Annotated in this window: 11 protein-coding genes and 1 pseudogene; 1 reads left to right on the top strand and 11 read right to left on the bottom strand. The window is 30.3% G+C overall.

Annotated elements, in window-relative coordinates:
• Positions 1 to 19: 19 nt before the first annotated feature.
• The 9 genes from NGI68_RS15685 to NGI68_RS15645 form a co-directional block, all read right to left on the bottom strand.
• Complete coding sequence (locus NGI68_RS15685) at positions 20 to 763, bottom strand: peptidylprolyl isomerase (RefSeq protein WP_251862381.1); 744 nt, start codon at positions 761 to 763, stop codon at positions 20 to 22.
• A gap of 538 nt (positions 764 to 1301) precedes the next feature.
• Positions 1302 to 1961 (bottom strand): thiaminase II, encoded by a 660-nt coding sequence (gene tenA / locus NGI68_RS15680; protein ID WP_251862380.1) that lies wholly within the window; start codon positions 1959 to 1961, stop codon positions 1302 to 1304.
• Complete coding sequence (locus NGI68_RS15675; RefSeq protein ID WP_251862379.1) at positions 1958 to 2569, bottom strand: energy-coupled thiamine transporter ThiT; 612 nt, start codon at positions 2567 to 2569, stop codon at positions 1958 to 1960. The genes tenA and NGI68_RS15675 overlap by 4 nt, the downstream gene beginning before the upstream one ends.
• A gap of 469 nt (positions 2570 to 3038) precedes the next feature.
• On the bottom strand, positions 3039 to 3881 hold the full coding sequence (locus NGI68_RS15670) for a carbohydrate ABC transporter permease (protein WP_251862378.1): 843 nt from the start codon (positions 3879 to 3881) through the stop codon (positions 3039 to 3041).
• Complete coding sequence (locus NGI68_RS15665) at positions 3878 to 4741, bottom strand: carbohydrate ABC transporter permease (protein ID WP_251862377.1); 864 nt, start codon at positions 4739 to 4741, stop codon at positions 3878 to 3880. Before NGI68_RS15665 ends, NGI68_RS15670 begins: the two co-directional genes overlap by 4 nt.
• 254 nt (positions 4742 to 4995) lie before the next feature.
• Positions 4996 to 6291 carry an extracellular solute-binding protein gene (locus NGI68_RS15660; RefSeq protein ID WP_251862376.1) on the bottom strand — a complete coding sequence of 432 codons (1296 nt, stop codon included), beginning with the start codon at positions 6289 to 6291 and terminating at the stop codon, positions 4996 to 4998.
• A 30-nt stretch (positions 6292 to 6321) separates the two neighbouring features.
• A complete protein-coding gene (locus NGI68_RS15655) occupies positions 6322 to 7308 on the bottom strand; it encodes a uroporphyrinogen decarboxylase family protein (RefSeq protein ID WP_251862375.1) in 987 nt (328 codons plus the stop codon).
• A 362-nt stretch (positions 7309 to 7670) separates the two neighbouring features.
• Positions 7671 to 8606 carry a DUF5692 family protein gene (locus tag NGI68_RS15650; RefSeq protein ID WP_251862397.1) on the bottom strand — a complete coding sequence of 312 codons (936 nt, stop codon included), beginning with the start codon at positions 8604 to 8606 and terminating at the stop codon, positions 7671 to 7673.
• Between the two features lie 117 nt (positions 8607 to 8723).
• Positions 8724 to 11414: an FAD-dependent oxidoreductase gene (locus tag NGI68_RS15645; protein WP_251862374.1), complete on the bottom strand. Its 2691-nt coding sequence runs from the start codon at positions 11412 to 11414 to the stop codon at positions 8724 to 8726.
• 650 nt (positions 11415 to 12064) lie between these two features.
• Here NGI68_RS15645 and NGI68_RS16995 point away from each other — a divergent pair.
• Positions 12065 to 12196 carry a hypothetical protein gene (locus NGI68_RS16995; protein ID WP_286010127.1) on the top strand — a complete coding sequence of 44 codons (132 nt, stop codon included), beginning with the start codon at positions 12065 to 12067 and terminating at the stop codon, positions 12194 to 12196.
• Positions 12197 to 12201: 5 nt separating this feature from the next.
• Here NGI68_RS16995 and NGI68_RS17165 read toward each other — a convergent pair.
• A pseudogene (locus tag NGI68_RS17165) lies at positions 12202 to 12282 on the bottom strand (hypothetical protein); the annotation flags it as partial.
• A gap of 21 nt (positions 12283 to 12303) precedes the next feature.
• The gene (locus tag NGI68_RS15640; protein ID WP_251862373.1) at positions 12304 to 12522 is read right to left on the bottom strand and encodes a hypothetical protein; all 219 of its coding nucleotides are present in this window, start codon (positions 12520 to 12522) and stop codon (positions 12304 to 12306) included.
• Between the last annotated feature and the right edge of the window lie 168 nt (positions 12523 to 12690).

Here is a 12690-nt window from a genome sequence, read left to right as displayed (position 1 = left end):
ATTTTTTACAAATAAATGGTTAATTTCTTTTAATCACTGACTCCTCTCTTAACTTTTGTATGAATTTATTAGTTTTTAATAATATTTTTTGATTTAGTATTTCTTTCTTTAATTTTTCTTTCACTTCGTCAAACTCAATTTTTACATGGGATTTTTTATCTTCTAATTTAACCAAATGATATCCCATATCAGTTTTAAAATACTGACTTACCTCTCCAACACTTAATTTGTCTACTATTTTTCTGAATTCATTTGGAATTCTCTCTAATTCAAAAGTACCTAATAAGCCACCTCTATTTTTAGTTTGACAAATAGAATATTTCTCTACTGCTTCATTAAAATCTAAGCCTTTACTAATTTGATTTTCTATATCTCTTATTTCTTCTTCTTTTTTTACTAAAATATGTTTTAATGTTACTACTGGTTGAGATGTAATTTTTTCTTTATTAGATTCATATATGCTTTTTATCTCATCTTCTGTAACATTAATATCACCAACCACCTTTTGCAGCACTAATTTTCTTATTAATTCTTTTTTAAAAAGTTCTAATGCCTGTAAATACTTTTCATCATTTTCTATATTTATTTTTTTACCATATTCATAAATTAACTCTGAATTTATCATACTTTCTAAAAGTTTTTCTTTATATTCCTTATTATCTACTTTTTTTCTAGCATCATCTGTTAACGATTCAAGTATACTTTGTAAGTCTATTTCTGTTATTGTTTTTTCATTTACTGTAACTAATATCTTATCTTCCATTACCTGTCTCCTTATAGATTTATTCTTAGTTAATTAATTTTTTATTTGTATATAGGATTATATTAATTTTTGAAATCTATAGACTTTAATTAATAAAATCATCACCTCCTTTATGTAATGTTAAGAACTCATATGTATAAAGTATCACCACTTATGTAAAATTATTTTATATAATATAAATACTTTGACAGTCAAAATATTTATGTTTACAATGCTTTCATTATCAAATCATTGGCTAATCTATACCCAATAACCTAACAATATAACAATAATATTAATATAAAGTAAAATGTATTAATATAATGATACATTATTCTTAATTGTGAAAAAATTAGTTTTATTGCTAATATTTTATCACATTTTTTATTAAATTTAAATTATTTTTTTAATTTAATAAAAAACCTAACTAAAATTAGTTAGGTTTTTTGTTAATTTCAAATATTATATTTAATTACTATAAAAATATATCAGTATTATGTTTCGAAAAAATACAAATATATCTTCTACTAATACACATCTAATATATATTTAACATTTATTATCTACAACTCATATCCCAAAAATTCATTTCATGCTTACAAGCTTCAAGAAATATTTCAATTAATTTTTCCTCTTCTTCCTTAGCAATATTTTCACATATTTTATCTAAAAGTTTACATGAATCCACACTAAATTGTTCAAATTCTTTTCCTGCATAAGCTTGTATCCAAGGTTTATAATAATTATTTTCTAATTGTTTTCCACTTTCTTTCTTTAAAGCTTTTCCAATATACTCGTATGTTAATGTGCATGGTAAAGCGGATATAAATATTTCTTTTATATCTCCATCCTTTAGAAAACTCAACATGTAATCTGTATAATTTTTATTTTCAATTTCTGGTTTCATATTATCTACTTTATATACATCCAATCCATAATCCTTAAGATATTGAGTATGCATATTTGTTTCATCTGATGTGACCACACCTATACAAGTATATAAAAATTGTAAATCCTCTATAGTATCAGCCAGTAAAAATGCACCAGCATATACTTTACCATATTCTTTAAGATATAAAGAATCTTGAATTAAATAATTTTTAAACTTATTTCTATCTAGTGTTCCATCTTTTAGTCCTTGTATAAAAGGATGTTTCATATAATCCTCATAATATTTTTTAACTCTTACATCTTCTTTTATTTTTTTTGAAAAACTCATACACTCACCCCATTTTTAATTATAGCTCTTTTCAAATTTTTTAGTGGTAATATTGATAATACAATAATACTTAAAAGTAGCTCTACACCGTATCCTGAAAAATTATATATAATAGAATAGACCCATACATTCATTCCTTTAGGTGCAAATTGCCCAAAGAAAATAATACCTGATAATACATTAAAAGAAACAGATAATAATGAAGCTACTACTGCTCCAAATATTAATTTTGATTTTTTATCAATTCCAAACATAGTTATAAACGCTATAGACATCATTGAACCAAAATAATCTAAAGGTATTTGCATAGGATAATATGGTGGCTGAAGAATTATCTCTATAAAAGACACAACAATAGTACAAATCAATGTTTCTTCAGAACTAAATAAAACTGCAAGTATCATCAATGGAAGAACTGATAATAAACTGCATCCTCCTCCCTGTGGAAAGGGCACTATTTTAATCATATCTAATACAACAGTAATAGCCGCTACAACCCCAATTCTTACAATTACCCTTAAATTGAATTTAAATTTTCTTAATTTTTGTACACTTAAAACTAAAATTGCTAATGTTACAATTATTGCTATGATAGTTGCTAAGTTCACTTTTTTCCCTCCTTTTTTAATAACGTTGTTCTGTTAGATTATGCACATTAATTTCTCTGAAATTATTGGCACATAATGATTTTACTTTCAAAAACATTATCTTTCATATAAAATATAAAAATCAATGTACAAAACTCAACAAAAATAACTTTATAAAATTTTTATTTTAATTTATACAAACAAAAAAAGCCTGTTCCTAAATGGATAACACGCTTAAAAAAGTTACTACGCTGGCATTACCCAGATCAGTTTTAAAGGTTTTCCTCATACTAGATTCCTCTCAGCCTAATTTCATAAGCTCCCCTTTGTATTATTAAATTACAACTAAATTATATGTTTTTTTATAGACATAGTCAACCTATCTAAGTAAATCAGTGAAATGACTATTCTAAGCATATTTATAGATCAAATTATTTTTTTTAATATAACTTTCCCATTTGTTATAATGTAATTCATAATAATCCTCTTATTATTTTGTTAAACCTTTCATTAAACCGCCAATTAAATATTTGTTCAAAAAAATCGCCACTAAAACTGGAGGAATAACAGAGAGCATACCTCCTGCAGACATCAATCCATAATGAATAGAAGTTTTGCCAACCATTGTACTTAAAAAAACTGTAAGTGGCTGAGCTCTTGAAGAAGCAAATACAAGAGGTATAGAATATTGGCTCCATGCACTTAAAAAAGTTATAATAGCTACAGCAATAATACCAGGTAGTGCAATGGGTAAAAGAATAAACATTGCCCGAAAGCGTCCTGCTCCATCAACCCAAGCAGCTTCCTCAATTTCTTTTGGGATAGAAGTAAAAAAACTGTACATTAGCCATACTGCTAAAGGCATAAATGCAGAAATGTAGATAAGTATGATACCTACGCGAGTATCCATTAATCCTAAAGTAGTCATGATGCGATAAAGTGGTATCATTACACTATAAGCTGGTAGAACCATTGTAGTCATTAAAATCCAGAAAATAAAATTGCTGCCCTTAAATTTCCAGCGAGCAAAAACATACCCTGATAATATGGCAATGACGCACACCAATAATGTACAAACCAAACAAACAACTAATGAATTAGCAAAGGCGTCTATAAATTGATTGTTTAGTATTGAATCGGTGCTAGATAGTCCAAACAACTGTTGATAGTTATCAAAAGTAAGTGGTTTTGGAAGCCAGCTAGGAGGTGCTTTTAGTAAATCTGATTTTGCCATCAAACTGGTACGCAAACACCAATATAACGGAACAAGACTATATAAGCAAATGATTACAGTTAAAAAAATCAGGAAAATACGACGATATAATTTTGTCATGATTGGTTCTTACCTCCTAGCTTAATGTAAATAGACATTATGAGTAGGGAAAATAGAGAGATCAACATGGACAAAGCCATGCCACTTCCTAGATTCATTTCCCGAAAGGCAACTAAATAATTTTCAATGAGTAATGAGCGTGTATCCAAGGCGGTACCAGTCATTATATAGGCCTCATCAAATAAATGAAAAGCAGAAATTGTACCTTCTGCTAAAGTAATAACTAATACAGATTTTATAAAAGGAAAAATAATGTAGCGAAATCGCTGCCAGTAATTAGCTCCATCTATAGAAGCTGCTTCTATTCTATCTTCAGGCAGAGTTTGTAGTTTTGCCAAAAAGATTATAACTATTAAGGGTAACATCTTCCATACATGTACTAAAGTTACCAGCCATTTAGACCATGCAGGGTTATTAAGCCAAACTTTATACTCATGAATAAATCCAATTTTAAATAAGAAATCATTCCAAAGTCCACATGTAGGATCAAGAATAAGTCGCCAAATTATACCATTTACTAGGGGAGGTAATGCCCATGGTATGATCAAAACAGCCAAAATTATACCTCTTCCAATAAATTTATCTTTTAATGCCAACGCCAGTACTATACCCAAAATTGTTTCAGCTATCAAAGAAATTATAAGATAAAAAAGACTGTTGCCAAAAGAGTTTATAGCAAACTTATCTTGAAATAGTGTAATATAATTTCCCCAGCCAACAAAAATGCGCTGATCCAAATGACGCAAATTTACTTCATAAAGGCTGTCCACTATAGTAATGCATAAAGGTAATGCTACAAAAATCACTAAAATAAACAGTAGTGGTAGCAAACATACATACGGAGCTTTTGATCTTTTCATCTATTCACCTCTGAGAAAGATATCAATATTTAAAAATATGCTACTAAAAATCCTTAAATATAGTATAATCTTAATAATTATTTTATTTGTATATTCACATGCTTTGGCATTTTAAATTTATGGTGGGCACAATAGTCTTAAACTAACAGTTGTTACTATTATACCCTTATTTGATCTTTGCCCACCAGATCACGCCCATGCCCGGCGCCATTATATAATTTCTATAACTTTTTAATTTTTACTGAATTACTGTATTATTTAGATTTAGCTTTTAACTTAGCAGCAGAGCCAGCTATGCTTTTTAAGCCTTGATCCATAGTAAGTTGGCCTTTAGCAATCTGATTCATATAGGTTGCTACATCACTTTCCCATGCAGCATACCATTTAGGTGCACCTTGTGGGAAAAGTGGTTGTATAGTGCTCATAGCCTCTTTTATAGTATTCCCTTGAGGCATTTTATTGGCTTTTGTCAGAGCAGTTATAGTACTTGCATGATTAGGGAAAATACCATCTTCAGTAAATAAGTTTTCCATAAATTTTTCCTTATTGATCCATTTAATAAACTTCGCAGCAGCTTCTTTATGCTTAGATGCAGTTGGTATACCTACACCCTCTTGTAAACCGTATGTACGACTACCATCTTTAGTACCAGGAACTTGGATTACTTTAACAGTACTTGCTATAGCGCTATCTTTCTTAGTATATTCAGTAATGTTCCCTGCCCAACCTGCTATATCTATGGAACTGTCACCTTTTTTAAAGTGGTCTACAACGTCGGTGCCTTTATAATCTAAAACAGCAGGATTGATTAATCCATCTTTATAAGCATTCATAACCCATGACATAGCTTTATATCCAGCGGAATCTTTCTTAGCAAAAAGAGGATTCCAATTATTATCAAAAAGTTCTCCACCATATGCTTTAGTCAACATAAACCATGGTGTGGTTGTAGCTGATGTAGCTGATAATGGCAGCAGGATTGGATAATTGCATACACCAGCTGCTTTAATTTTCTTTGCTGCTTCATACATACTATCTGCTGTAGTTGGGATATCTTTAATTCCAGCAGAAGTAAAATCAGCTGTATCAACATATGTAAGACGAAAATCGTTATAAATTGGAACTGCCATGTATTTACCCTTATGACTGAAAACATCCTTTGTAGCAATATCTTTCCACATATCATCACTAAAATATTTATTTAGAGGTTCATACCAGCCAGCTTCTCCGTAGGTATTTGTCCAATCCCAACTAAATTCAGTAACATCTGCTGGTGCAACACCAGTAGAGCAACTAGTTACAATTCTGTCCTGCAGAGGTTCCCAGTCAAGAATTTCTAGTTTAACCTTAATACCTGTATCGGCTTCAAAATCAGGAATAGTTTTTTCTAAACCTTTTTGATACCACGGTGGCAATAAAACTGTAATTGCTTCACCTGAATTAGATTTTTTATTGGCATCCTTTTTATTATTTTCACACCCAACAAAACTAATCATAAATATTGTAATCAAAGTAATACTAATAAAAATTTTACATATACCTTTTTTCAATACAAACACTCCTCTTTAGTATATAGTTTTTTAGCTATTTTCGTAAACAGTCTTAATAAAAATCTTAACGTTTTCTTCAGGTGAACCCATTACACAATCACAACCAAAAGACGGCATAAAATTAGGATATAGTTTCATATCAAGTAACAGCTTTTTAGTAGCTTTCTCTACCTCATAAGAACTTCCATTATACATTATTTGCAGTGGATCAATGTTACCAGCAAGGATTATATTCTCAGGTACAATTTTGGCAACAGTAGCCATGTCCATGATCTGATCTAAACTTAGAACTTCAGCACCACAACTTGACATTTCCTTTAAATACACTGAAGTATTACCACAAATATGTAGTACACCCCAAGCTCCCAATTGTTCAGCCGTTGCAAAAATCTTTTGTAACCTATGAGTAATAAATCTTGAAAAACAAACAGGTGAGATAATACTTGCAGTTGGTTCCGATATTTGAATAACCTTGGCACCATTTTTAACTGCTGTTCGCAAAAAATTAATGATGGCTTCTGTAGCAAAGTCTAGTATAGCTTCAACGAAATCAGGTTTACGAATAACACAGCGAGCTAAATTTTCTACCCCTGCCATTTCTGCTGCTAAAGTAAACGGGCCAACCAAAGCAACCATTTCTGGTTTATCTATATTTTCAGCAATTAATCGGATGGCTTCTAAGTAAGATGACATTAAACAATTTTTTTCTGGACAAGGTTGATCTAATAAGAGCAAATCAGACAAATCTTTAATTGGATTATCATTTGATGAAGGAAAATCATAATCTGGACGCAATAAAGGGACACCTAAAGCTTCCGCAAAAACCACTCCGTAATCAAGGGGATAAGAAAAATCAAGGGGAATTTTATCTTCTAATAATAATGCTATTTCTAACTGTTTTTGAGGGTCCTTGTAAACCTCATACATAGTATAATTTGTGTAAGCAATACCTATTGCTCCCATTTGTGGGTAAATCAAACGATGCCTTTTTTTAGACATATATTCAAGTAAATTCATATTTCTCATTAACCTCCATACCATTACAGTAAATATAGTTTATAATACATTACCAATATCTTGATTTTTTTCATTTGATAATACAATTGTACAGAAAAAATTATTATATTTTATTTTAACTAACAAAATCACCTAAATCAAATAATAAAATATGATACAATTGCCCTCTTCTATAATTTTTTAGAATAGTATAAGGTTATTTTTTTGTTTATTTACTGCTAAATCTATCATTAACTAATTTGCACATGAACTAATTTTATTAATATCACAAAAACCTAACTAAGTTTAGCTAGGTTTTAAATCCATTATTATCAAAGCAAAAGAAGCCATTGTTAAACAGTGGCTTCTTTTTTAATATTCTATTATTTGTTCTCTTTTATTACTTCTTTATATGCATTTGTATCCACATATATTTCATCTTTAAATGGATTAAGCTTCTTATTAAATATCTTCTTAATTTGATATGCTGCTACAGCGGCATTTACAACTAAAGAAAGTAAACTTACAATAAAAAATGCTGTTGGATTATGTGTAGTAGGTATTGGTGATATACGATCTGCAAAAGAAGGCACTGTCATAATAAACATAATCCATAAAGCTAGTGTTTGTGCACGATGCTGCAACCATGCTCCTCTTTTTATAAAGAATGTTGGTATAGTACATGATAAAAGTAATGCTAATCCACAATAAATTGAATGATCAGCTATACAATTATATGTGTATGCAAAATTCCATAAATCATAAGCTAGCACATAAACCCAAATCATATCAGGCCAAATCATATCTTTTGTTTTATCCTTAGATACAAAAATTCCAACCCAACCACAGATAATAATAATATTAAGTAACCCCGCAATACCATTCATAATATTCCAAGGTCCTGACATTAACCATAGATTATTTACGTAAGCTCCATTCCATGCACCATAGCCAAAGCACTGAAAATCACGAATTGCAGCTTCAAATATGTTAATTGCCAAAATAAGTGGCGGAAAACATAACGCCCACTTCTTTTTTGACAATGATGGAATGTAGCGAATTGCCATAAACCCAAGACATCCTGCAAGGGCGGAGTAAGTTTTTGCCCAGTTGAACCAATTACCTGTACCATATTCATTATCCGCAGCTGCAGTTGTTGGCCAAACAAAAATAGTTAATACTATAGGAACAATTAAAAAAAGTACAATTCCTCCCCATTTGGTTGAACGTCCAAACTCATTAAAAGCCATTAAAGCAAATAGAATAAAAAGCCAAATAGCCAAGCCATTAAAATTAGTTGCCTCATACAAAATACCCATATTAAATTTTCCTTTCTGAAAAAAATATTTCTGTCTATCTATCATAAATCTCTTCATTATTCATGGAAATTAATTCTCTACCATTCTTGTCTTATGTATATGCTATATAAACCTTGATCAAGATTTTTTAATAAAAAATTTTTTAACCTTTCTAGCTGCAATTTTTCCTTTACGTTTTATAGCTGTCTTAACAACTATAGGTTTCAATTTTTCTAGTGATACGCTTTCATTGTCATACTTTCTAACAAGTGAAATTGCATCAAATTTACACTTAGTTGTACATTGTCCACATCCTACACACATAAATTCATCAACAATTGTGGCACCGCATCCAAGACAACGATTGGTTTCCTTTTTTACTTGCTGCTCTGTGAATGTAGTACGTACATCTTTAAATGCCTCATTTACTTTCTCCTGATTTATATGCCCTGCTTTTTGTCTTGGAGTACGATCATATCCACCAACTTCAATGCTGCTCTTATCTAATTCATGATACTCTCTTCTATCACGACCAATAACTAAACTTTGTCCATTTTGAACAAAACGATGAATTGAAATTGCGCCCTCTTTACCTGAAGCTATAGCATCTATTGCAAACTTTGGACCAGTATATGAATCACCACCAACAAATATATCCTCTTCTCCAGTTTGATAAGTAAATTCATTGGCTTTTATTGTTTTATTAGGATTTAATTCTACTTTGCTATGCTGAAGTATACTACCCCAATCAATTGATTGACCTATTGAGGTTAACACATAATCTGCATTAACGATTTTCACATCTTTTTCATCATAAGTAGGATTGAATCTTTTATTTTCATCAAACACAGAAATACATTTTTTAAGTTCTATGCCAGTAACTTTACCGTTTTCTGTAATAATTTTTTTAGGAGCCCAAGAATTATTAATAACTATATTTTCTGACATAGCCTCATTTATTTCTTCATGAAGAGCTGGCATTTCCTCATGACTTTCTAAACAAAACATGTGAACTTTTGAAACATCCATACGTGTAGCTGTTCTTGCAACATCAATGGCAACATTGCCACCGCCAATTACAACTACATTTCCTTTAATATTCACATCTTTTCCCAAGTTCACATTTCGTAGGAAATCAACACCTGACATGACCCCTTCAGCCTCTTCTCCTTCTATGCCAATTTTTCTACCTACCTGGGCACCAATTGACATATAAAAAGCTTTGTATCCTTGTTTTCTCAACTCACTAAGAGTAACATCTTTTCCAACCTGAATACCTTTTTTAAACTCAACACCTAATTTTTCTAAAATATCAATTTCTGCATTTACTACTTCTTTTTCAAGTCTAAAGGATGGGATTCCTAGTGTTAACATTCCACCAAGAACCTTTTGTTTTTCAAATACTGTTACTTTGTATCCATCAATAGCTAAATAAAAAGCACATGAAAGGCCTGCTGGTCCTCCTCCAACAATAGCAATCTTCTTTCCGTATTGGTGTCTCTTTTTAGGAACATAACGATTTTCTACATTTAAATCCTGTTCTGCAATAAATTTCTTAATTTCGTCTATAGCAATTGGATCATCAATATCTCCTCTAGTACAGGCAGATTCACATTTTCTAGGGCAAATACGACCACATACTGCTGGAAAAGGATTTTCATGTTTTATAAGTTCAAGTGCTTCTTTATATCTTCCTTGAGAAGCTAATTTAATATAACCTTGAACAGCAATATGAGCAGGACATGATGTTTTACAGGGACTTGTACCTGTATCAACAACATTTTTTCTGTTAATCCTATAGTCTACATTCCATTTATCAGGACCCCACTGTGCATTACGTGGTGTTTCTTCTCTTACTATTTCTTTAACAACTGGTTTGGTTGAACAAAGCCTTTGACCTAATTTCAGTGCATTTACTGGGCAATTGACAACGCATTCGCCGCAACCAACACATTTATCTTTGTCCACATGAGAAACATAGTTAGACCGAACCATGTCAGCATTTGTAAACATGGAAGCTCCTCTTAATGAAAGACATGAACAGCCACAACAGTTACAAATAGCATGAGTTTTTCCTGACCCATCTAAGTTTGGTATCTGGTGCATTAAACCATTCTCTTCAGCTCTTTTTATAATTTCAAAAGCCTCTTCACGAGTAATCTCTCTACCTCTTCCTGTACGAATATAATATTCAGCAGCATGGCCTAACTGAATACACATATCCTCCTTTAGATGTCCGCAACCTTCACCCATGACTTCTCTTGCAGTACGACAAGCACAATCAGAAACTGAGAAAATTTCATTTTCATTAAGATATTTTGATATTTCCTCATAAGATGCTCTTCTTGTTTCTCCATCTATAGAAGTTTCTATTGGAATAACACGCATAAGACCAACTCCTGGTGGAAAATTTCCTGTTGATCTAGGTCCATTTTCTATTCCGTACGCACTAAAACATTCTGCAATTTGAGGATATTTATCAACATATTTTTTTTTATTAACCATCATTTCCATAATACCAGGTACCCATGTTTCATACCAAAATTTATCTTCTCCATTAATAGTATTAACAAAGCATACACCTATATCTGCTAATTCTAATAAAAGTTCTCTTGTTCTTTCAACACTTTTTTTACATAAAGATGCAACCTCTTTAGCTGTTACCTTTTCTCGTATTTTCATACAAAGCAAAACTTCTGCCATTTCATCTGTAACAGCAGGCTCAAGAATTCTATAACGTGCATCCTTCTCTGTGAACCAGCTTCTAGAACCAGGCTTATTGCCACTAACTTGATTGGCAAATTGAAGCACTTTCTGTTTCAATTCCATATTCATTACCCCCAAAACTTAATATCATTGGATTTTTATGATCTAATATCAAATTATGCAAGACAAAAAGATTTTATTATATTTTATAAAAATGTAACATTAATTTTATGTTACCTATTTATTTCAATATTATTATCTTTTCTTAACTTGACCATTACACCAAATCTTTTAAAAACGTTTTCTTAGACTTTATTTTTCATAAATCTTGTTTAATTTTAACATTTAATGTATTTAAAATCAATATTTAACACATGTTTTACAATTATATTTTTTCCCATCTATTGTTTATTGAAAATTTATAATATCTTCCTTTTCCATACAGATTATAATTATAAGATTTTAAGATAACATGAGAATTGAATAAGTTACATGATTAAGACTTTAACGAGAATTTACAACTAATATATTTAAAAAAGACTTAAGTGTAACCTTAAAAGTAAATATTATTAATACATTTTTTCAACTTTTATTAAAAATTACATAGCACAGCTATGTAATTTTGCACCTATGGCTAAATTTTTTAAATATATTAATATGTGAAACTTATATAATGAAGAGTCAAGAAAAGATTTATTAATCATATAAAATAAAGTTTCTACTCAAACAATAGACATGCTATATGTTAGAATGTAGAAACTTTATTATAAATTATGTATGATTTTGTTGTGTGTATTTTTATAAAGGCTTATTATTTCCCTTTTTCTTCAATTACGGCAGTTGCTGTATCACCTTTTTTAGCCTTTTCTATAGCAGCATTAGCAAGCTCTGTAAAGTTCTTATAAGATGAAGTTGCTCCAGTTACAGCATCAACTTTTGCTGGATCTTGTTTTTCAACTAATTGCTTTTCTAGCTGATCAGTATATTTTATTGGGTTTGTCTTTGATTTTGCTTACATTTTTTTGTTATAATCTTCATCTTGAGTCTTTAATTTTCCATCCTTGTTTACGTAATCGTAGTTTGAACTTATAATTTTTCCATCTTTTACTTCAATTGATAACTGAGCCTTCCAGCCTTTGCTATCCAATTTACTAAACTCTGATTTATATACCCCGTCTTTTAAAGCATTTTTGTTTCCACATCCACTAAGTAAACCTAATGATAATACCATTGCGGCAGCAATACTAATTACAAGAAAAAACCTAACTAAATTTAGCTAGGTTTTAAATTCATTTTCAAAAGTTAATAACAATCTATAATCATCTAATGTATTAACTTCTTTAACTGATAAATACATATTATCACCCCTTACTTTAAAGGATCTATTTTAATCTTATAG

The sequence above is a fragment of the Clostridium sp. Marseille-Q2269 genome, from assembly GCF_943736985.1.
GTDB lineage: Bacteria > Bacillota > Clostridia > Clostridiales > Clostridiaceae > Clostridium_F.
The sequence above is the reverse complement of the archived record's forward strand: the minus strand, read 5'-3'. Positions and strand labels throughout refer to the sequence as shown.

What these genes read in the sequence shown, in the direction of transcription:
- NGI68_RS15640 (WP_251862373.1), bottom strand. Translation starts at nt 12,522, where the DNA reads ATGGTATTATCATTAGGTTTACTTAGTGGATGTGGAAACAAAAATGCT.
- NGI68_RS15650 (WP_251862397.1), bottom strand. Translation starts at nt 8,606, where the DNA reads ATGGGTATTTTGTATGAGGCAACTAATTTTAATGGCTTGGCTATTTGG.
- NGI68_RS15645 (WP_251862374.1), bottom strand. Translation starts at nt 11,414, where the DNA reads ATGGAATTGAAACAGAAAGTGCTTCAATTTGCCAATCAAGTTAGTGGC.
- NGI68_RS15655 (WP_251862375.1), bottom strand. Translation starts at nt 7,308, where the DNA reads ATGAATTTACTTGAATATATGTCTAAAAAAAGGCATCGTTTGATTTAC.
- NGI68_RS15665 (WP_251862377.1), bottom strand. Translation starts at nt 4,741, where the DNA reads ATGAAAAGATCAAAAGCTCCGTATGTATGTTTGCTACCACTACTGTTT.
- NGI68_RS15685 (WP_251862381.1), bottom strand. Translation starts at nt 763, where the DNA reads ATGGAAGATAAGATATTAGTTACAGTAAATGAAAAAACAATAACAGAA.
- NGI68_RS15670 (WP_251862378.1), bottom strand. Translation starts at nt 3,881, where the DNA reads ATGACAAAATTATATCGTCGTATTTTCCTGATTTTTTTAACTGTAATC.
- NGI68_RS16995 (WP_286010127.1), top strand. Translation starts at nt 12,065, where the DNA reads ATGTATGATTTTGTTGTGTGTATTTTTATAAAGGCTTATTATTTCCCT.
- tenA (WP_251862380.1), bottom strand. Translation starts at nt 1,961, where the DNA reads ATGAGTTTTTCAAAAAAAATAAAAGAAGATGTAAGAGTTAAAAAATAT.